The following is a 20,540-nucleotide window of genomic DNA, read 5'->3' on the forward strand; positions in this document are numbered from 1 at the left end:
CGTGAACACGCGGAGTTTCCGGGAGGTTCACGGCGATCATGATGTTGGGGATCCCCGGCACGGGCAATGATGCGGATCCGGCGGGCGGCGTTGTCCGCACGCGCGCGGTGGGGCTGCTGGCCGCGGGATTGGCGCATGACCTGAACAACATGCTGGGCGGGATCGTGGCGACAGCGGAGCTGCTGCAGGATCGCGCGCGGGATCCTGGCGATTCCCGCGATCTTTCCGCCATCGTGGATCAGGCCGTGAAGGCCAGCGGGCTGGTGCGCCAGATCCTGGCCTTTTCCCGCCAGGATCTGCTGAATCCCGTACCGGGCGAAGTGGGCGACCTGTTGCGGCGGATGGCCCCGGTGCTGACGGCGCTGGCCGGGCCGCGCGTGGCGGTGGAGATTGGGCATGGCGCGCCGGCCCCGGTGCATGCGGACCCGACGGCGCTGGAACGGGTTCTGGTGAACCTGGTGCTGAACGCACGGGACGCGATCCTGGAATCCGGGCGGGGCAGTGGCTGCATCCGGGTGGAGAGCGGCCGGATTCCGCCGGGCGCACGGCCGGACGCCGGACGGGCCTTCATGCCGGCCGTGCCCTATGCCGTGCTGAGCGTGGCGGACGACGGGCCCGGCGTGGAGCCGGCCATCGCCGCGCGGATCTTCGAGCCCTATTTCACCACCCGGCCGAAGGGGCAGGGGCTTGGGCTTTCGGGCGCCTTCGGCCTGGTGAAGCAATCCGGCGGCTTCCTGTTGCTGGAGCCTTCGCGCCGCGGGGCCCGCTTTGCCGTGTATCTGCCGGAGACCGCTGCCGGGGCGCCTGCATCGCCACAGGGTGCGCAGGCCGGTCGTCTGCTGCTGCTGGTGGAAGACGAACCGATGCTGCGCCTGTCCGTGGCGCGCGGCCTGGAACGGCAGGGCTGGCGGGTGCGCCAGGCGCCGGACGGCGAGGCGGCGCTGAAGCGGCTGGCGCAGGAGCGGCCTGCGGCGATGGTCTCGGACATCCGGATGCCGGGGCTGGACGGGATCGGGCTGACGGCTGCCGCGCGGGCGATGTGGCCCGGGCTGCCGGTGCTGCTGACCTCTGGCTATGCCGACGAGGCGGCGCGCGCGGCCGTGCCGGGGCTGGGAGTCGGGTTTATCGCCAAGCCCTATACGGTGCGGTCCCTGGGGGAGAGGTTGCGCGAGCTGGTGTGAATCCGGCGGCAAACAGGCGCTTGCAGGGGAAGAACAAAAGGGGTACGAAGCTTGCGTGGCGGCTGGCGCGCGGCTAGTTGGCTTGCAGGGTCTTTGCCCGTTCGGGCGGTTGGGAACAAGGGATTCGAATGGACAGGGAAAAGGCTCTCGAGGCGGCGCTGGCGCAGATCGACCGGGCGTTCGGCAAGGGATCGGCAATGAAGCTGGGCCAGCGCGAAACGCTGGAAATCGAATCCATCTCCACCGGCTCTCTGGGGCTGGACATCGCACTGGGCATCGGGGGACTGCCGCGCGGCCGGGTGATCGAGATCTATGGCCCGGAATCGAGCGGCAAGACGACGCTGGCGCTGCATGTGATCGCCGAAGCGCAGAAGGCGGGCGGCGTTGCGGCCTTCGTGGATGCCGAGCATGCGCTTGATCCTGTCTATGCCAAGAAGCTGGGCGTGGACACGGACAACCTGATCGTTTCCCAGCCGGACACGGGCGAGCAGGCGCTGGAAATCACCGATACGCTGGTGCGTTCGAACGCGATCGACGTGCTGGTGGTGGATTCGGTGGCGGCGCTGGTGCCGCGTGCGGAAATCGAAGGCGAGATGGGCGACAGCCATGTCGGCCTGCAGGCCCGGCTCATGAGCCAGGCGCTCAGGAAGCTGACGGGCTCGATTTCCCGCAGTCGCTGCATCGTGATCTTCATCAACCAGGTGCGGATGAAGATCGGCGTGATGTACGGCAACCCGGAGACGACGACGGGTGGCAACGCGCTGAAATTCTATGCTTCGGTTCGGCTGGACATCCGCCGGACGGGGCAGATCAAGGACCGCGAGGACATCATCGGCAACACCACGCGGGTGAAGGTGGTGAAGAACAAGGTGGCGCCGCCGTTCCGGCAGGTGGAGTTCGACATCATGTACGGCAGCGGCATTTCCAAGGTGGGCGAGATCCTGGATCTTGGGGTGAAGGCGGGGCTGGTCGACAAGTCCGGCGCCTGGTTCAGCCATGACAGCACCCGGATCGGGCAGGGACGCGAAAACGCCAAGAAGTTCCTGATCGAGAATCCGGACATGGCGGCGCGGATCGAATCTGCGATTCGCGCCAATTCGGCCGGCGTGTCGGATGCGTTGATGTCCGGGCCGGAGCCGGAGGATGATCTCTGATCCGCTGAACGAACGGACGCAGATTTTTCGGGAAAGGCCTGTTTTGGGGCCGGAAACAGGCCCTGGACCGGCCCATTTCCGGCCGATAGTCCTTCTGAAAGGGCAATCAGGGTAGAATTGCTGTCATATTTCTGCTATGCCACATGTCATCGGAAGGTTTGAAGGCTGGGGTTGAGCGCCGATGCGCATTATCCGCTACGCAGCGTTGACGCTGATGAGCGCGGAACCGACCCGAAGCTTGAACTGCCCGAGTGTCGCCAACTGGCGTTCGGATCCGCTGGTCTTGCAGGATTCGTCGTCATGAACATGAAGATGTCGCGCGAGACCGGCCCTATCCCCAGCCCGATCTGCCATCCGGCACGAATTCCGCGAATCTTTCCTTTCGCGAGTTGCCCGGCAGGTTTCCACCGCGTCTGAGAACGCGGGGGACATCGCATTTCCGCATTTTTAGCGGGTGACCGATTGTCTGGCGGGTGAGGTGAAGGCCGGCCCCACGTCGCGAAGGAAAGGACATAGACGTATATGGCAGCCAAGGCGCTCAGCTTCCAGGTAGGTGACAATGTCGTGTATCCCAAGCACGGCGTTGGTCGGGTGATCGAGATCGAGGCGAGTGAAATCGCCGGCGCCCGGCTCGAACTCTATGTGCTTCGCTTCGACAAGGAGCGGATGACCCTGAAAGTTCCGACCAACAAGGCGGAATCCGTTGGCATGCGCAAGCTTTCCAGCGAGGCAACCCTGAAGGACGCCCTGCTGACCCTGAAGGGCAAGCCCAAGGTCAAGCGCATCATGTGGTCCCGTCGTGCGCAGGAATATGAAGCCAAGATCAACTCAGGCGACCTGGTTTCGATCGCCGAGGTGGTGCGCGACCTTCACCGTGCCGAGGACCAGCCCGAGCAGAGCTATTCCGAGCGGCAGATCTTCGAAGCGGCGATCAGCCGCCTGGCGCGTGAAGTGGCGGCGATGAAGAACATCGACGAGCCGGCCGCACAGAAGGAAATCGAAAGCGTGCTTAAAGCCGCGTAAGCGGTTTCAAGGACCCGGCTACCCGCTGGCGGGGATGCCGGGACCGATCCGGGCAATGGGGCCGGCGATGCAGATCGCCGGCCCCATTTCGCTGAAGGCGGCTTGTGTGGACCGCGCCCCCTGGCCTAAAGCAGGGGGTGAGAGAGGGTCATATAATGGGGAGATTTCCCTTGCGCCTTCACCTTGCACTTCTTCTGACATTTGCAGCAGCTCCCGCGGTCGCCGCAGAGCGTCGTTTTCCCGTTTCCGACTTTAGCGAGATCGTGTTGGCGGGCTCGCCGGACGTGACCGTGACAACGGGCGGCCGCCCCACTGTGGTGGCGTCCGGCGAGGCGGCCGAACTGGACCGGCTGGACATCCGGGTGGATGGCAAGCGATTGCTGATCGGCACCAAGCCCGGCCGATGGACCGGGAGCCGCAAGGCGGATGTGGAGATCCGCGTTTCGACGGCTGCGGTTTCCGCCGCCGTGATCAGCGGATCGGGCAGCATCCTGATCGATCGGGTGCGCGGGCCGTTCAGCGGCCGGATCAGCGGATCGGGCGAGATGGATCTGCCGTCGGTCGATTCGCCCAGCCTGACGCTGGCCATTTCGGGTTCCGGCGACATGGATGTGGCCGGGCGTTGCGGAACCGGAAATTTCGCCATCAGCGGTTCGGGCGACATCGATGCGACCGCACTGACCTGCACCGACCTGACGGCCACGACCACCGGATCCGGTGACATCGAGGCTCGCGCGACCGGGACGGCCACCCTGCGGGTGACGGGTTCGGGCGACATCACCGTTACGGGTGGCGCGCGCTGCACGTCCAGATCGACGGGATCCGGCACGACGCGTTGCAGCTGAGCCGGCGGGGCAGGGCGGCTGTCAGCCGGCGAGTCCGGTTGCGGTCGCCAGTCCCAGGAAGAGCAGGAAGCCCATCGAATCGGTGATCATGGTGACAAACACCGACGAGGCGACCGCCGGATCGACCCCGAGACGCTTCAGGCCCAGCGGCACCAGCACGCCTGCGAGGCCGGCGATGATCAGGTTGAACACCGTCGCGGCTGCGATCACGCCGCCAAGCTGCGCGTTGGCGAAGAACAACCCCACGCCGGCCCCCAGAAGCAGGGCGATGGTGATGCCGTTCAGCAGGGCGACCGCGCTTTCCCTGAGGATCGTGCGGCGGGTGTTGGCATCCGTCATCTGGCCGGTGGCCAGTGCGCGGACGATCACGGCCATCGTCTGGTTGCCGGTGTTGCCGCCGATGGAGGCGACGATGGGCGACAGGGCGGCGAGGACGACCATCTTCTCGATCGTGGCGCCGAAGCTGGCGATGACGCTGGCGGACACGATTGCCGTCATCAGATTGGCGACCAGCCAGCGCACACGGGCCTTGTAGCTGTCGAGCACGGGTTCGAAGATGTCACCATCGCCCGCGCCCGAGAGCTTCAGGATGTCCTCGCCGGCTTCCTGCGCGATGATGTGGACGATGTCGTCGGCGGTGATGACGCCGACCAGCCGGCCATTGCGATCGACGACGGCGGCCGAGATCAGGGCGTATTTCTGGAAGCGGAGCGCAACTTCCTCCTGATCGAGATCGACGGGGATCAGCGTCTGCTGGCGCTTCATCACGTCTGATACGGCGAGGCTGCGCGGTGCGGTGAGCACCCAGGACAGGCGCATGGTGCCGACCGGCTTGTGCTCGGGGGAGACGACGAAGATCTCCCAGAAATCCGTGACGTCGTTGGATTCGGCGCGCAGGAAATCGATGACCTGCCCGATCGTCCAGTGTTCCGGCACCGCGATCAGCTCGCGCTGCATCAGCCGGCCGGCGGATTCCTCCGGGTAGGACAGGGCGGTTTCGATGGCGACCCGGTCGTCGGGCGCAAGTTCCTCGAGGACGGCTTCCTGGTCTTCGGGCTCAAGCTCCTCGATCAGGGCGACGGCGTCGTCGGTGTCCATTTCGGCCACCGCTTCGGCGACCTGGGCGGGTTCCAGTTCGCCCACCACCTCGTCGCGGACCCAGTCGTTCATTTCCGCCAGGACGTCGGCGTTGAGATCCCGGCCCAGCGCGGCTGCAAGCGCGGCACGACGATCTGCCGAGAGCTGTTCGAACAGGTCCGCGATGTCGGCCGGGTGGAGCGGCTTCACAAGTGCGCGGACATCGCCTTCGCCTTCTGCATCGAGGGCGGTTTCGATGGCGCGCAGGAACGCCGGCTGAAGCCGGTTGTCGTCCATGGCGGCGTTCGGATCGGCCTCAGCTTCGCTCATGCCGGCTGAGGCTTGGCGCTGCCGTGCGAAGATTGCAACAGGGGTGTCAGGCGCGGGCGAGAAAGGCGATGCCGGCCGTTGCGGCAAGGATGCTGGCGACCAGCGGCAGCGCCCCGCGCGCGCCCCGGCGGTTGGGGGCGATCAGCACCACCATGCCGGCTTTCAGCGCCATGTTGCCGAGTACGGGCAGCGACAGCAGCAGGCCCGCGCGGATGGGGGTGAGCGTGCCGGGGGGCAGGCCCGCCAGCGTGATCACGGCGGCATCGACATCGGCAAAGCCGGTGAGGAGGAGCAGGGTGCCGACCCCGGCATCGCCGAAGTGATCCAGCAGCCAGCGCGACGCAACCGCCAGGATTGCGACCAGCACAGCCAGCGCGAACGCGGGGCCGAAGTTGAGCGGGTTGCCCAGCGCCAGTTCGCCCGGATGCGATTGCGAGGGAGTTCGGCGACTGACGAACCATGCGGCGCCCGAGGCGACGACCGCGGCCGGCGCCATTGCGAGCGCGAGTGAGGCCAGCGCTTCCGGGGCGAGGAGAGCCGTGAGGAGGAGGACGCGGACATACATGACGGCCGAGGCGATCGCGATTCCCGCGATCAGGGCCGGCGTCGCCGGGCTGTCCTCCCGCAGGCGCCGTGCGTAGCTGACGGTGACGGCGGTTGAGGAAACGAGCGCACCCGCCGCCGCCGTGATCATCAGCCCGCGCGAAGGGCCGAGGCGGCGGCTGGCGACGTAGCCGGCGAAGCTGAGGGCAAGGACGATGACGACGACGGTCCACAGCTGGCGGGGATTCCAGGCGTCGTAGGGGCCGAAGGACTGGTCCGGCATAAGGGGCAGGACGACGAGCGCGACGATGGCGAAACGGCTTGCCGCTTCGATTTCGGTATCGGTGATGCCGCGGAGGAAGCCATGCAGCTGGTCGCGCATTGTCAGCAGCAGCAGCATGACCGCAGCCCCGGCCAGCGCCTCTGTCTCCCGGCCGGTGGCGGCGAAGGCCCCGAGCGCGAGCGTGAGAATGCCGGCGATCGTCGTGGTGGCGCTGTGGTCGTCCGCGCTGTTCCGGCCGACATAGCCGGCGACCAGCGTGGCGCTGGCCGCCGCGAGCAGCACGGCGCCGAACGCGACCGGAAGAAGCGTCGCCACGCCGCCGCAAAGACCCAGCAGGCCGAACGTCCGGAAGCCGGCGACCCGCTGGCCGGGCGGTTCGCCGCGCGCCTTCCAACCCCGCTGGAGGCCGATGATCAGACCTATGGCGAGACTGAAGGCGAGCGGCCTGAGCGTGACGAGATCCTGCACGCCCGGGAGTCTAGCGGGCTGGCGCGATGGCGGCCAGTCAGACGGCTGAGGAGAATCGGCCCGCCCCGTGCGCGCGGTAGCTATCGAAGCAGGCGGCGATGGCGCGGCTGTAGGGCAGCCCTTCGGGCAGAATCGTCAGCATGTCGTGCGTGAGGGTGCAGAGCCCTTCCTGCAGGAAGGGCTTCAGCCGCAGTTCGGCCCAGCCATCATCCGGCAGACCGGAGAGATCCGCCGGGCGACCGCACAGCAAATCCTCGATCACCAGTCCGCGTTCCCTGTCGACCGGGGTGCGGCGAACGCCCATGACCGCCGGGGCCTGCCCGGCCAGCACGCGCATGCGGTAGCGGCCGTTGTTCTTTTCGTTCTGGACGATGAGATCCGGTGTGCTGCTGATGGCGGTGGCGCCCACCCCCAGCAGGATCTGGGACTGATCGTCGGTGAAACCCTGGAAGTTGCGGCGCAGCCGGTCTTCCCGGGCGGCGACAGCCAGCGGGTCTGCCGGGCGGGCGAAATGGTCGAATCCGACGGGCTGCATGCCGCCCGACACCAGCCGTTCATGGCCGATCGCCGCCTGCCGGAAGCGGGTGCCGACATCTGGCAGCTGATCCGCATCGATCCGGCGCTGGCGCGGGATCAGCTGCGGCACATGCGCGTAGCCGAACAGGGCGATGCGATCCGGCCGCAGGCGAAGCGCCCCTTCCAGTGTGGCGATCAGGTCAGCCTCGCTCTGGCCGGGCAGGCCGTACATCAGGTCGAAGTTGAGGGAGGTGACGCCGGCGTCGCGAAGCATCGCCACCGAGCGTTCGATCAGCTCCACGGGCTGGACACGCCCGATCCGGGCCTGAACCGCTGGCGCCAGGGTCTGCACGCCGAGGCTGGCCCGTGTCGCGCCGACCTTGCCGAGCAGGCCGGCCCATTCGGAATCGAGCGAGCGGGGATCGAGTTCGACGGAGATTTCCGGGCTGGAGGCCTGGAAGGCGGTGAGAATCTGGCTGACGAGGCGGACGAATCCCAGCGGATCGAGCGCGTTGGGGCTGCCCCCGCCGAAGCTGATCCGCCCCAGCGAAACCCGGCCGGACAGATGGCGGGCCAGCCAGTCGATCTCGGCCTCGAGCGCTTCCAGATAGGCGGCGACGCGTTCGGTCCGGTTGGAACGGTTGGTGTTGCAGCCGCAGTACCAGCAGATGTCCTGGCAGAAGGGGATATGGACATAGAGGGAGACGGACGTGCCGGGCGCGATGCCGCGCAGGGCGGACAGCTGATCTTCCGCACCGACCGAAGGCGTGAATTCGGCGGCGGTCGGATAGCTCGTGTAGCGCGGCACTGCGCGGGCAAGCAATTCGGGGTGGTACGGCCACATGGGAGGCAATCTGCATGGCGCGGCCCGCCGGCGCGTTGATCGAAGTCAACCCGATTCTTGGGCCTGGTCAAGGACGGGCGGCATCCGCGGGCGCACAAGGCGATCACCACGGGCGGCTTTCCCACAGGGAGAAGGCAGCCCCCCCGGACAGGGGGCGACGCCCGATGAAAAAGGAGATTGAGAACATGCGTGCGATTGCGACCGTCGCCCTTGGAGCCGCCATGCTGGCGGGTTCCGCCCCGGCCCTTGCAGAGGCCGGCGACTGGCAGATCCGCGGCCGCTTCCTGGTGGTCGCCCCGCAGGACAGCTCCGGAGATGTGCTTCCGGCGTTTCCGGGCGAAAAGGTGTCTGTCGGCAAGGCTTACACCCCCGAGCTGGACTTCACCTATTTCATGACCGACAACCTGGGTCTGGAACTGATCCTGGCGACCACCAAGCATTCGGCCTACGGCAAGACCGGCACGACCGCTGCCGTCGGCAAGCTGCTGGACACCTGGGTTCTGCCGCCGACGCTGACGCTGCAATATCATTTCGCGCCCGAAGCTTCGTTCCGGCCCTACGTCGGCGCGGGTGTGAACTATACCATCTTCTACAACAGCCGCGCGTCCGGCAGCCTTGAAGCCGCCGTTGGGGACACGGACGTGAGCCTGTCGAACAGCTTCGGCTGGGCGCTGCAGGCGGGTGCCGACATTCCGCTGAACAACAAGCTCTTCCTGAACTTCGACGTGAAGTACATCGACATGAGCACGCGGGCCCGGCTGAACACGACCGCGATCGGCCGTCAGAGCGTGCGGGTTGACATCAATCCGCTGGTTGTCGGCTTCGGGATCGGCACGCGCTTCTGAGCGATGGGATCGGCCGCCATGCCCCCGGGCGTGGCGGCTTGTTTCCTGCTGGTCAGTCCCCGGCCATCGCCGTCAGCCGGGCGCGATCCAGAATTTGAAGCGACCGGCGGCCCGGCAGATCGATCACCTGCGCCGCCCGCAGGGCTGACATCTGCCGGCTGACCGTTTCGATGGTGAGGCCGAGCACATCGGCGATCTGCTGCCGATCCAGCGGAAGTTCGAAACTGTCGAGCGCGGGTTCGCCGCCGCAGCCGGTTTCAGCGAGCCGCTGCGACAGCTCGAGCAGGAAGCTGGCGACCCGCTCCGTCGCCGATTTGCGGCCCAGCAGCAGCATCCAGCGACGGGCCCTGTCCAGTTCATCGAGCGCGCGGTTCAGCAGCCGATGTTCCAGTTCGGGATGGTCGTGGGCAAAGCGGTCGAATGCGGCGCGGGGGAACAGGCAGACGCGCGAATCGACAAGTGCGGTCACGCTGTGCTGGCTGCGTTCCCCGAAGGGCCGGCCGATGAAATCGGATGGATAAACCACGCCGACGATCTGTTCCCGCCCGTCGCTGGTGGAGGTGGAGAGCTTCAGGACGCCTTCGATCACATTGGCGACGAGCATGGCGTCCTCCCCCTCCCACACGAGGGTGCGCCCCCTGGGGACGACCTGGATCCGGCCTTCACGCCCCAGCGCCATTCGGTCATCCGGCTGGAGTGCGGCACAGATGGAGCGGTTGCGAACGACGCAGCCGTCGCAATTGTGGGCGATCGGCAAGCGCTGATCACGGGCATTCGCATTCAGTTCCGGCACAATCAAATCCTCTGGGCCCCAAGAAGGCAAGAATGGACAAAGTGGGCGCCTCTGTAAACCGTTGGACAGACATGCCGAAAGGCGGGGGAGGGCAATTGGCCGCACCCTGCCCACCTTTGCGGGTGGACGCGCGGCAAGCCGATCGCCCAGTTTCCCGTGCAGCAATCCGCACAGAAGGAGCGTTTCAATGCCGGCCTACATGATCCTGATACGAGAAAAGCTGCGCGATGCCGAGGCGATGAAGCGCTATGCCGAAGGCGCGGGCGAGGCGCGCCATGGCCATGATCTGAAGCCCCTGGCCTTTTACGGCGCCTGCGAGACGCTGGAGGGTGCGCAGGCCGACGGCGTGGTGGTGATCGAATTTCCGGATAGGGCAGCGGCGAAGGCCTGGTATGACAGCCCGGCCTATGCGGCCGCGCGGGCGCATCGTTTCCAGGGGGCGGATTACCGGGTGGTCCTAGTCGACGGGCTGGGCTGAACCGCGCCGCCGGCGAGGCGGGGGCGGATGAACTGCGGGAAAGGGCAGGGAAATCCGCCCGGTGGCTCACGCCGCCTTCGCCAATCGGCTGCCCGCTATGCGTATGGGGCAGGGCTGATCCCCGTTTCGCGAAGCCCGTATCGGAAGGTCATGTCCTAGGCAGCTGCCGAGGCCCTCGATATGGCTGTCTGGCGAAATGAATTCGGCCCGGGCCGACCGGGGCGGCTTCATGCCCTGAAATGCGATACGCCCAGTGGAGCCTCCGAATTGACCAGCTCACGCATTGCCAATCCGTCCCTCCGCGCCCGGGTGATGGATGCCGACGCGGCAGCCGCGCTGATCGCGCCTGGAACGACCGTCGGCATGAGCGGCTTCACCGGCGCGGGCTATCCCAAGGCGGTGCCACAGGCGCTGGCCCGGCGGATCGAGGCGGCGCATGCGGCCGGCGACCCCTTTTCGATCAGCGTATGGACCGGCGCGTCCACGGGCCCCGAGCTGGACGGCGCCCTGGCCAGGGCCAGGGGTATCGAATTCCGCCTGCCCTACAATTCCGACCCCATCGCCCGCGGGCAGATCAACCGCGGCGAGATGAATTACTTCGACATGCACCTGAGCCAGGTGGCGCCGATGGCCTGGCAGGGTTTTCTCGGCCCGCTGGACACAGCCCTTGTCGAAGTGACGGGAATCCTGCCCGACGGCTCGTTGGTGCCTGCATCCTCGGTGGGCAACAACAAGACCTGGCTGGAACGGGCCGGACAGATCATCCTGGAGGTGAACCGCTGGCAGAACCCGGCGCTGGAGGGGATGCACGACATCTATTACGGCACGGCACTGCCGCCGAACCGCGTGCCGATCCCCTTGATCAGATCCGATGACCGGATTGGCCAGCCGACCTTCCGCTGCGATCCGGACAGGGTCGTCGCCATTGTCGAAACCGATACGCCCGATCGCAACCTGCCGTTCAAGCCGGCCGACGATTGCGCCCTGCAGATCGCCGGTCACCTGATGGAATTCTTCGCGCATGAAGTGGCGAAGGGGCGGCTTCCGAAGAACCTGCTGCCGCTGCAATCGGGTGTCGGCAACATCGCCAATGCCGTGCTGACCGGCCTGATCGACAGCCCGTTCGAGAACATGACCGCCTATACCGAAGTCCTTCAGGACGGGATGCTGGACCTGCTTTCCGCCGGCAAATTGCGCATGGCGTCTGCGACTGCATTCTCGCTGAGTCCGGAGGCGGCGCATGCGCTGAATGCCGACATGGACCGTTATCGCAAACGGATCATCCTGCGCCCGCAGGAAATGAGCAATCACCCGGAACTGATCCGCCGGCTGGGCTGCATCGCCATGAACGGCATGATCGAGGCGGATATCTACGGCAACGTCAATTCCACCCATGTCATGGGATCCGCGATCCAGAACGGAATCGGCGGTTCAGGGGATTTTGCCCGCAATGCCTATATCTCGATCTTCATGGCCCCTTCGACGGCCAAGGGCGGGGCGATCTCCACCATCGTGCCGCAGGTCAGCCATGTCGATCACATCAACCAGGACGTGCAGGTCATCGTGACAGATCAGGGCCTTGCCGATCTGCGCGGACTTGCGCCGAAGCAGCGCGCCAGCCTCATCATCGGGAAATGCGTGCATCCCCGCTATCGCGACATGCTCGCCGATTATTACGAACGGGCCCTGCGCGATTCCTATGGCAAGCATTCCCCGTCTCTGCTGGGCGAGGCACTTTCCTGGCACCAGCGTTTCATCGCGACCGGCACCATGCAGGCATAGGACGTCGAGCCATGTGCGGCTGACCGCGCGCACGACGAAGCCTGCGCATCCCCGGCGGCCGCGCTGGTCATGACCGGACGATCCGGCCGTCGAGCAGTTCGATCCGGCGCGGGCACTGTGCCGCGATATGTTCATCGTGGGTGGAAATCAGGAAGCTGGTTTCCATGGTCCGGTTGATCGATCGGATCAGGTCCATCACCTGATCGGCCGACTGGCGATCCAGGTTGCCCGTGGGCTCGTCGGCCAGCACCAGAACCGGATTGTTTATCAGTGCGCGGGCGACGGCGACGCGCTGGCGCTGCCCGCCGGACATTGCCGCGGGGCGGAAATCCCGCCGGTCTGCGAGGCCGACGGCATCCAGCAGTTCGGTGGCGCGTTCCCGCATGATCCGGTTTTCCCGTCCCGCGGCGGCGGCGGCCGGCATCATGACGTTTTCCAGCGCGGTCAGATCGGCCAGCAGGTGATGGAACTGGAATACGAAGCCCAGATGCCTGCTGCGAAAGGCCGTGCGTTCGGCATCGCTGGCATGGATCAGATCGACACCCAGCATTTCGTGGCGACCGCCGCTGGCCCGCATCAGGGTGCCGAGGATGGTCAAGAGGGTGCTCTTGCCCGAACCGGAAGGTCCCAGCAGCGCCGCCATTTCGCCGGGGGCGATCGAAAGGTCGATGCCCTTCAGCACCTGCGTCTGCGCGTCGCCTTCGCCGAAGGACTTGGTGAGGCCCGAGACGGCCAGAATCGGTTCCCCGTTCATGAACCGATGGCCTCCACCGGGTCGATCCGGGCGGCGCGGCGTGCGGGGAGGATCGAGGCGAGCATTGCGGCAAGAGTCGTGAGCGTGATCGCCAGCAGGAAATCGCCCTGGCCGCGATCAATCGGCAGACCGCCGCTTCGCACTTCGGAAACGGGCGGCAAGGGAAGAAGGGCCAGCCAGGCCGTGCCGGCGCCGGCGACGGCGCCTATGAAGCCGATCAGGGTACCTTCCAGCACGAAGATCGAAACGACCAGTCGCTTGCTGGCGCCCATCGCCCGCATGATTCCGATTTCCGACTGGCGGCGGATGATCGACAGCAGCATGGCGCTGGCGATGCCGACCACGATCGTGATCAGGGCAAACGCCTTGATGATGATCCCGGTGCGGGCCTGGGCATCCAGCCCCTCGAACAACTGGCTGTTGTCCTCGGTCCATGCGGTGGCCTTCAGGCCCGTTGAGCGGCGCAGCTTTTCGGCGATGCGGGCCGCATCCGTGGCGGGCTGGACCTTGACCTCGATCCGGGAAATGCCGGTGGGCAGATCGAACAGGGCGCGCGCGGTGGTGAAATCCATGTAGACGGCCTGACGATCCGCGCTGGCGACCCCCAGGGTGAATATGCCCCCGATCCGGAAGCTGCGGGCCCGGCCGCGATCCGATGTCAGGCGCACCACCTGGCCGACACGCAGGCCCAGATCATCCGCCAGACGGCTGCCGATCAATATGCCATCGGTGGGCAGGTTGCTGCTGCCGTCGACAACCGCCGACCTGATGTCGGCAATGTCGGACAGCTTGCCCGGCATGACCCCGATGACGCCCACCGGCGCCAGCGCCTGCCCCCGTTCCACATAGGCGGAGCCGCGGATCTGGGGCGAAACGGCCGTGACGCCCGGCTGGGCGGCAATTATCGGGACAGCCGGTTGCCAGATGGCGATCTGCTGACGACGGCTGAGATCCTTCTGCAGCACCACCAGCGCGCCGGGCCGGGGCGCGATGACGGCGGGATCCCGATCCGGCATTTCCAGCACGACATGGGGAATGCTGCCGACGGTCCGCAGGGTGAGCAGCGTTGCCAGCCCGCCGATCAGCGCGCTCATGAAGATGAAGACACCGACACCCAGCGCCACGCCGGACATCAGCAGCGCCGACTGCCCCGGATGAGACAGGAGATGCCGGGTGGCGAGCTTGACCGCATAGGGGGTCATACTAGTTTGTGGCCCGCACTTTGACCCTTTCGCCCGGCTGGGCCGCTTCCGGATCGGTCAGGATGCGGACGCCGGGGTTCAGGCCGCTGGTAACGATCACACTTTCCGCAGGCCAGTCGACAAAGCCGATCCGCCGCTCTTCCACCATGCCATCGCCCGAGACGAGGCGGACGCGCGCCGTGTCGCCGGATCCGACGATGGCGCTTCGCGGCACGCTGATCGCGCGTTCACGCGCCTCGATGACGATGTTAACCGTCACGGTGAGGCCTGAAGGCGCGTCGACCATGGAGTCGCCAAGGCTGAGCCGGACATCGCGCGCGCCAGTGGCCGGGTCCACGCGCGGCTCGATATGCGCAACCACGGCGCGGATCGGCTCTTTCTGCCCCGGAAGGCGGATCATGGCGGCCATGCCCGGACGGATTTCGGCGGCATAGATCTCGTCCACCTCGACCGTGATTTCCGGCCGGGAAAGATCGGCGAGACGATAGATGATGCTTTCCGCGCCCACAGTCTGGCCGGGATCGACGGGGCGTTCCAGGATGACCCCGGCAAATGGGGCGCGCAGAACCCGCCGTTCGCGAAGCTCGCGCGCCTGCTCCACGCTGGCGCGGCGTCGGCTGAGTTCGCGCTCAGCCTCCACGACGGCGAGACGCCGCTGCTCAACTTCTCGCCGGGTTGTGAACTGGCCGAGTGCCTCATAGCGGGCAAGGTCTCTGCGCGCCTGCTCGAGGCTCGCCTGCTGTGCCTGGACGGAAGCCGCAGCCTGGGCGATTGCCGCTGCTTCCGGCGCATCGTCGATCCGCGCGATCACCTGCCCGGCAACAACATGATCCCCGACATCAAAGGGCAGGGCGATCAGTTCCCCGCCGATCGCAGGGCGAATGTCGACCTGCAGCCGTGGCCGGACACGTCCGTTGACGGCAAGCAGGCGCTGAGCCGGCGCCGCTTCGACGAGAAGCGTGGCGACTTCCTTTTCACGCGGAGCCAGGAACCAGTAACCCGCCAGAGCCAGCAGGACCAGCGCCAGAACACCGACAAGAAGGGGCTTTGCTTTCGTTTTCATCGGGCCAGCGCTTACCATGTATTCCCGCGTCTCCAACCATGGCAACAGAGGGCTTATTGCCGCTCTCGTGCTGCACCTGACCAAAGATAGAGAACTTCACCTGTTATTGCGCAGAGGCCGTCAGGCGACCCAATTCCCCGGCAAAGGTGGAAGCGTAGAGGAGTGTCAGGCCGCGTGGTGGTGAAGATCGTCCACGATCCGCGCAAGCCGCTCCGTGCCGTGGCCGGGTATCTGCTCGCGAAAGGCTTCTGAAAGCGCGCGGTAATACCATAGGGTGCCATCGCGCTTCCCGGTGAACCGGTCGAATACAGTGGGGCCGATGGCCAGCAGATCCGCCAGAATCGCTGAGGCATTGTGCGTCTTGTCGGCAAGGCATATCCGCAAAGATGCCTCGGGCTTTTTGCGCAGCGTGGCGACATAGGCCTCCTTGCGGCGGCGCCATGCCGCATAGGATTTATCATCGCGGTCGCCGGGCTCGCCGTCTGTGCAATCCGCAACGATGCGGGCTACGGCTGGGCCAAAGAGCGCCGCAATGTCGGCCTCTGTTACGTCCTGATCCTCGATCGAGTCACGCAGCAGCGCCGCAATCGCCCCCTCCTCGTCGGCGCCATTCTCAAGCGCGATCGCGGCGACCCCCAAGAGGTGAGACACATAGGGAATGTTGGTTCCCTTGCGCCGCTGGTTGCGGTGCAGGCGGCTGGCATAGGCCAGCGCTTCGTCGAAACGGTCCGTCAGCATCAAACCCCCACCACTTTCATCACTTCGTCCCCCAGATGGTTGATCACCTTCCAGCAGACGCTCCGGGAAGCAAGCTGTTGTCGGTCTCGCTATCGCTGGAGTGGGATGCACAAGAGCGTCTGCTTGCCATGACTGCCTGAGCCATGGCGGCGGCATCTGCAGGTGAAGCCGGGAACTTCAGAGGAGCGATTTCGGCCAGTTTTGAGGCCCGAACGACGCCCGAGACAAGTGTTCTGACTGCGCCGTCATGCTGGCAGTGCCACGAAATCACGGAAAGCGGGAGGGTTTTCGGCGAGTGCGCAGCCGGGGTTCCGAATATCGGTTCACCCCAAGACTGGCTGGTGCGGGACGCAGTCTGAAGCCAGCCAGTCTCCCCCTGTTATTCCCTGTTACTGAGCCAAAAACAGGGAATTCATTCATTTTCAGGAGGCCTCTTGTGCCCCTGATCTGGACCAACTCCCTGACATAGCGATACTTCTCCTGCTGCGCGGCCAGAAAATAACAGGGAACTCGAGTCCAAATAACAGGGATCATATCAGGCTGGAACAGGGAGTGCGGTCGCCCCTTACAGGGATCGACATTAGCAAGCCGCTCAGAACCGCGGGCGCCACCGCTCGTCAAGATCGGTCTCGTCCGGCTCGTCGTCGGCCCGCAGCTCGGCGTGGAGGAGCTGCATTCTGTATCCATCGCGCAGGAACAGCACCTGATCGCACAGGCCGGCAACTTTGCGCGCAGCGCGATCGTCGAACCAGAGATGCGGATCTGCTTCTGCAGGCTCGGCGATCCTGCCGACTTCGTCCGAAGGCGCAGTGGCGCCCGATCCTCGCGGCATGCGATCCCCATAGCGCAGCGAGAGCCACGGCATCGTCGAGCTGCGATAGCAGCGGATCAGTCGGCCCTCACGCCAGATGAGTACCGCGACCGGCTCGTCATGGTGCTCGGCATAGGCGCGCCCCATGGCGTCCTTACTGACGTCGAACTCCTCGGCCATCGCAACCAGTTGTTCGAGCTGCGGCCGTCGCGCTTTGCGCAATCGCGTGCGGAGCAGGGGAGGGGGCATCAACAACAGCGCCGCGAACCTGTTGGCCTCGGCTTCCATGCGCGCTTGGCGATCCTGGTCTTTGGCAGCCATCTGTTGCAGCTGCTCGGCGGAACAGAGGAACTGCCCATCCGAAGGTGGTATATGGCTCGGCATCAAAAAATGCCCAAGCTCGTGCGTGATCGAGAACCTGCGCCGCTGCCGTGATCGTCCCTTGGCGACCAGGATGGCGCCTTTGGACTTCACCGCATCAGTGATCAGGGCCGCCTCAAATCCTTCGGTCTCGAGGTCGGCGATGCTGAAGATGTCGAGGTCAGCGCAGAGGTCCTCGATCGGGACCGGAAGCTCTAGATCGGGCTTGAGCTTCAGAATGCGCGTGACCAGCGCGTCGGGCGACCCCGCCCCGTCGAGATCGAGGCGGCTCAGCGTCAACCCTTGGAGTCCGGTCGACGCTTCAACTGGTCCATCAGGACCTTGATGGTCTCGCGGTCGCGCTCATCGAGCTGCTTCAGGTCCCGGAACATGGCGACTACCTCAGGGTTCTCGTCGGGCGAAGGCGATGCTGCAGGATGTCGTCTCGCGGCCGTAGGCTGGCGAAGCAAACTCTCTGAGGCCTGCTCGGCGGCGGCAGCTGGTGGATGAGGTTCGGGCGGCGTGGCAGGAGAGCATCAGGCGGACCTGCAGCGTGCTTCGAGCAGAGCGATCCAGCTATCATAACAAAGGCTGACGGACCGAGCAGGCTGACCTGAAGCAAAGGATCAAGGAGATCGCGGAAACGCGGTTTCGATACGGCTATCGCCGGATCCATGTGCTGCTGCGCTGGGAGGGCTGGGATGTGAACGGGTAGCGGATCTATCGCCTTTACAAGGAGATGGGCTTGCAGTTGCGCCGCAAGCCACCCAAGCGCCGGGTGAAGGCAGAGTTGCGAGAAGGACGCCGCGCGGCAACCGGGGCGAACGAGACCTGGTCGATGGACTTTGTCCATGACCAGTTGGCGACAGGCCCGAAGGAGCGTAGCCGCCCAATCCACATAATCCATTCCACATGGCTCGGACCGTTCCCGTTTGTTCTTTTTTTGTTCCGTTTCCTTCGATATGCTCGCCCGATGCGGAAGCCTGTCACCATCGAGCATATGTATCTGGATTTCGACGGATTTTTTGCGTCTGTTGAACAACAGATCGATTCGCGCCTGAGGGGAAGGCCTGTTGGCGTGATCCCGTATGAAGGAGGCTCGCGCGCGATCCTGATCGCCTGTTCCCGTGAAGCGAAGGCGCGGGGCGTGAAAAACATCATGTCGGTCACAGACGCCAAGGCCGTTTGCCCGGACCTGGTTCTGGTGCCGCAAAAGCCGGACATGTATCGCCGCGCCCACAATGCGCTGGTGGCAGAGATTCATTCGGTCATTGCGGTTGATGTGGTGAAATCCATCGACGAACTGGCTTGCAGGCTGGGGCCTGCCGAGATCGCAGACCCGCACGGACTGGGCCAGCGGATCAAGCGGCAGATTCGCTATTCGATCGGGGCCAGCATCACCTGTTCGATGGGCTTTGCCGCCAATCGGCACCTGGCCAAGATCGCCTGCGCAGTTGGAAAGCCGGACGGGCTGACGGTCTGGCGACCGGAGGACATGCCCGCCCCCCTGGTCCGCATACCACTGGAGGATGTGCCGGGTGTTGGGCGCCGGATGGCGCACCGGCTGGCCTTGTGCGGCGTTGAATCAACGGGCGCGCTTTTGCGGCTGGCCCCGAAGCAGGCGCGAGCCATCTGGCGAAACGTCAGCGGGGAGCGGCTTTGGTATGCCCTTCAGGGCTACGCGATCGAGGCGCCGCCTTCGCAACGCGGCATGTTTGGCCATATGCGGGTGCTTCCGCCTGAGGGGCGGACCCTTTCCGCCGCGCGGGAAATCGCCCGCCTGCTGGCCGTGAAGGCGGCGAGGCGCATGCGCAGGGAGGGTTATGCATCCAGTCTGATGCTGCTGCACGCAAGCTTGCGGGATCGCTGGTGGGGGGCAGAACAGCCGCTGCGGCAGGTTCAGGATGATGCGGGCGTGCTGGATGGGCTGAAACAGATGTGGGCTGATCTGGAAATGGCGGCTGGCCGGGAAGCGATCTTTCGCCTGGGCGTCACGCTGGGCGCATTGTCCCGGGCTGGCGAGCGGCAACTTGATCTGCTGGATGATGACGATCGGGACCGGCAACGCTGGGAACGTGTGGGCAGGGCCATTGACGGCGCAAACGCGAAATATGGCCGGACCCTTATCAGCATCGGCCCCTGGAAGCCGCCGGCAGGGGGCAATGTGGGCGGCAAGATCAGCTTCACGCGAATCCCCTCTGCCGAAGATTTCGCATGACCTGGGCCGACACCTTGCAGGTGCTGGACCTGGACGCTTCGGATCGCCTGGAACTGACCTGCAAGCGATGCGGGCACCTGAGGTATCTGGAAGTTGCGGTCCTTCAGGCCGATGCCAGGCACAGGCAGCTTTACCTGTTTGAAGTGCAACGGTGTGCCCGATGCCGGATGCGCGGGTGCAACGGCCAGATGCGCATGGCGCTGCCCCGCCTGCACAAGACAAGCGGCTTTGTGGGCGGGATTGCGTAACGCCGGGCCAGCGCTTGTTCAGTTCTGCGGCGAATTCAGCCGGGGTTGCATATCCGTCAGGCGCATGTTCATGCCTCTGCGCTGACCAGCCAGATAGCATAGCCCATCATAACCCCTTCGCCGGGGCGGTAGTGTCTGGCGTAAAGGGATGTCAGTTCGGCTGCAGCGACGTCCTGAACCTCCGGCGGATAATCAAGAAGCGCCTGCCCGAAGGCGAGCGCGTGGCGCACGAAGGCCTGCGCCTGTTCCGGCGTGGCGCCGGGACCGCCCACGGGCAACTCGCCCCTGGCCGCGACGATGTTCACGTTGCTGAAGCCTGCCGCGATGAGCGTTTCTGCCATGTAGTCGCGCTCTTCAAAGGCAAACGGTCCCGGCGCGCGCGGCACAGGAGCGGGCATTTCCACATGACGGCGGGCCACGGCCATGCCTTCGAGCATCCAGGGGTTCTGCTGCGGCGGCCCCCATACGGCGAGATCGATCCGCCCGCCGGGCTTAAGCAAACCGCGCAGGTTCGCGAAGGCTGGCACCGGCTCGGAAAAGAACATCGAGCCGAAGCGCGAACACAGCCGGTCGAACGGTGCATCCGCCACGGAAACGGTCGCCGCATCGGCACAGATGAAGCGCACGTTGGCAATTCCGGCAGCTGCCGCACGGCGCGTGGTTGCAGCGGCAAGATCGGGTGAAATATCGATGCCAACGACCTCGCCACCCGGGGCTACGGCCTTTGCGATCGCCAGACTGGTCGCCCCGCCGCCAAAGCCGATATCCACGACCCGTTCGCCGGGTTGGTAGGCAGCATGGGCCAGCAGGGCTTCGCCCGCCGGAGCAATCGTGTTTTCAAAGCCGTTGAGGTTGGCGAGCCAGCGCGCGCCCATTTCGCCTGCCCAGTCTTCATATTTGAGGGCATCGGCATGATGGTGGGGGGCGTCGGTCATCGCGGGTCTCCTCAGGTGATCGGCGCACCATAATAGCGCAATTCAAAAA

General features: G+C 65.5%; 20 protein-coding genes and 1 pseudogene. 11 read left to right on the top strand and 10 right to left on the bottom strand.

Annotated elements, in window-relative coordinates:
* The first annotated feature begins 41 nt into the window (after nt 1-41).
* From ACW9TV_RS07920 to ACW9TV_RS07940, 5 genes are all read left to right on the top strand, one after another.
* Nucleotides 42-1,181, top strand: coding sequence for a hybrid sensor histidine kinase/response regulator (locus ACW9TV_RS07920; protein WP_494302947.1), 1,140 nt, complete (start codon nt 42-44; stop codon nt 1,179-1,181).
* A gap of 128 nt (nt 1,182-1,309) precedes the next feature.
* Nucleotides 1,310-2,335 (top strand): recombinase RecA, encoded by a 1,026-nt coding sequence (gene recA, locus ACW9TV_RS07925; RefSeq protein WP_494302948.1) that lies wholly within the window; start codon nt 1,310-1,312, stop codon nt 2,333-2,335.
* A gap of 171 nt (nt 2,336-2,506) precedes the next feature.
* On the top strand, nt 2,507-2,752 hold the full coding sequence (locus ACW9TV_RS07930; protein WP_494302949.1) for a hypothetical protein: 246 nt from the start codon (nt 2,507-2,509) through the stop codon (nt 2,750-2,752).
* A gap of 105 nt (nt 2,753-2,857) precedes the next feature.
* Nucleotides 2,858-3,358, top strand: coding sequence for a CarD family transcriptional regulator (locus ACW9TV_RS07935; protein ID WP_494302950.1), 501 nt, complete (start codon nt 2,858-2,860; stop codon nt 3,356-3,358).
* 284 nt (nt 3,359-3,642) lie between these two features.
* A complete protein-coding gene (locus tag ACW9TV_RS07940; RefSeq protein ID WP_494302951.1) occupies nt 3,643-4,203 on the top strand; it encodes a GIN domain-containing protein in 561 nt (186 codons plus the stop codon).
* A gap of 21 nt (nt 4,204-4,224) precedes the next feature.
* On the opposite strand, the gene mgtE is transcribed toward ACW9TV_RS07940, so the two are convergent.
* Genes mgtE through hemN form a run of 3 tightly spaced genes read right to left on the bottom strand, consistent with a single transcriptional unit; the run spans nt 4,225 to nt 8,243 of the window.
* Entirely contained in the window at nt 4,225-5,610 is a 1,386-nt protein-coding gene (mgtE, locus tag ACW9TV_RS07945; protein WP_494302952.1) for a magnesium transporter, read from the bottom strand.
* A gap of 46 nt (nt 5,611-5,656) precedes the next feature.
* Nucleotides 5,657-6,904 carry an MgtC/SapB family protein gene (locus ACW9TV_RS07950; protein ID WP_494302953.1) on the bottom strand — a complete coding sequence of 416 codons (1,248 nt, stop codon included), beginning with the start codon at nt 6,902-6,904 and terminating at the stop codon, nt 5,657-5,659.
* 37 nt (nt 6,905-6,941) lie between these two features.
* On the bottom strand, nt 6,942-8,243 hold the full coding sequence (gene hemN, locus ACW9TV_RS07955) for an oxygen-independent coproporphyrinogen III oxidase (RefSeq protein WP_494302954.1): 1,302 nt from the start codon (nt 8,241-8,243) through the stop codon (nt 6,942-6,944).
* Nucleotides 8,244-8,449: 206 nt separating this feature from the next.
* Here hemN and ACW9TV_RS07960 point away from each other — a divergent pair, with 206 nt between their 5' ends.
* Nucleotides 8,450-9,109: an OmpW/AlkL family protein gene (locus ACW9TV_RS07960; protein WP_494302955.1), complete on the top strand. Its 660-nt coding sequence runs from the start codon at nt 8,450-8,452 to the stop codon at nt 9,107-9,109.
* Between the two features lie 52 nt (nt 9,110-9,161).
* Here ACW9TV_RS07960 and ACW9TV_RS07965 read toward each other — a convergent pair whose 3' ends face one another.
* Complete coding sequence (locus ACW9TV_RS07965) at nt 9,162-9,902, bottom strand: Crp/Fnr family transcriptional regulator (RefSeq protein ID WP_494302956.1); 741 nt, start codon at nt 9,900-9,902, stop codon at nt 9,162-9,164.
* Between the two features lie 199 nt (nt 9,903-10,101).
* Between ACW9TV_RS07965 and ACW9TV_RS07970 the strand changes: the two genes are divergently transcribed.
* Both ACW9TV_RS07970 and scpC read left to right on the top strand, forming a co-directional pair.
* Nucleotides 10,102-10,380 carry a DUF1330 domain-containing protein gene (locus tag ACW9TV_RS07970; protein ID WP_494302957.1) on the top strand — a complete coding sequence of 93 codons (279 nt, stop codon included), beginning with the start codon at nt 10,102-10,104 and terminating at the stop codon, nt 10,378-10,380.
* Nucleotides 10,381-10,647: 267 nt separating this feature from the next.
* Complete coding sequence (scpC, locus tag ACW9TV_RS07975; RefSeq protein ID WP_494302958.1) at nt 10,648-12,162, top strand: succinyl-CoA:acetate CoA-transferase ScpC; 1,515 nt, start codon at nt 10,648-10,650, stop codon at nt 12,160-12,162.
* Nucleotides 12,163-12,229: 67 nt separating this feature from the next.
* Here the strand turns inward: scpC and ACW9TV_RS07980 are convergent, their stop codons facing one another.
* The 5 genes from ACW9TV_RS07980 to ACW9TV_RS08000 form a co-directional block, all read right to left on the bottom strand.
* Complete coding sequence (locus tag ACW9TV_RS07980) at nt 12,230-12,916, bottom strand: ABC transporter ATP-binding protein (RefSeq protein WP_494302959.1); 687 nt, start codon at nt 12,914-12,916, stop codon at nt 12,230-12,232.
* Nucleotides 12,913-14,118, bottom strand: a complete 1,206-nt coding sequence (locus ACW9TV_RS07985; protein WP_494302960.1) for an ABC transporter permease — start codon at nt 14,116-14,118, stop codon at nt 12,913-12,915. The genes ACW9TV_RS07980 and ACW9TV_RS07985 overlap by 4 nt, the downstream gene beginning before the upstream one ends.
* 1 nt (nt 14,119) lies before the next feature.
* Nucleotides 14,120-15,181, bottom strand: a complete 1,062-nt coding sequence (locus ACW9TV_RS07990) for an efflux RND transporter periplasmic adaptor subunit (protein ID WP_494302961.1) — start codon at nt 15,179-15,181, stop codon at nt 14,120-14,122.
* Between the two features lie 165 nt (nt 15,182-15,346).
* Nucleotides 15,347-15,919: an HD domain-containing protein gene (locus tag ACW9TV_RS07995; protein WP_494302962.1), complete on the bottom strand. Its 573-nt coding sequence runs from the start codon at nt 15,917-15,919 to the stop codon at nt 15,347-15,349.
* Between the two features lie 592 nt (nt 15,920-16,511).
* The gene (locus ACW9TV_RS08000) at nt 16,512-17,390 is read right to left on the bottom strand and encodes an ImmA/IrrE family metallo-endopeptidase (protein WP_494302963.1); all 879 of its coding nucleotides are present in this window, start codon (nt 17,388-17,390) and stop codon (nt 16,512-16,514) included.
* A gap of 172 nt (nt 17,391-17,562) precedes the next feature.
* Here ACW9TV_RS08000 and ACW9TV_RS08005 point away from each other — a divergent pair.
* The 3 genes and pseudogenes from ACW9TV_RS08005 to ACW9TV_RS08015 form a co-directional block, all read left to right on the top strand.
* Nucleotides 17,563-17,973, top strand: a pseudogene (locus ACW9TV_RS08005) (IS3 family transposase); the annotation flags it as partial.
* Nucleotides 17,974-18,063: 90 nt separating this feature from the next.
* Complete coding sequence (locus ACW9TV_RS08010; RefSeq protein WP_494302964.1) at nt 18,064-19,308, top strand: Y-family DNA polymerase; 1,245 nt, start codon at nt 18,064-18,066, stop codon at nt 19,306-19,308.
* Entirely contained in the window at nt 19,305-19,556 is a 252-nt protein-coding gene (locus ACW9TV_RS08015; protein WP_494302965.1) for a hypothetical protein, read from the top strand. Before ACW9TV_RS08010 ends, ACW9TV_RS08015 begins: the two co-directional genes overlap by 4 nt.
* A gap of 68 nt (nt 19,557-19,624) precedes the next feature.
* On the opposite strand, the gene ACW9TV_RS08020 is transcribed toward ACW9TV_RS08015, so the two are convergent.
* Nucleotides 19,625-20,431 carry a class I SAM-dependent methyltransferase gene (locus ACW9TV_RS08020; RefSeq protein ID WP_494302966.1) on the bottom strand — a complete coding sequence of 269 codons (807 nt, stop codon included), beginning with the start codon at nt 20,429-20,431 and terminating at the stop codon, nt 19,625-19,627.
* Between the last annotated feature and the right edge of the window lie 109 nt (nt 20,432-20,540).

The sequence above is a fragment of the Sandaracinobacter sp. T42 genome (assembly GCF_059115405.1).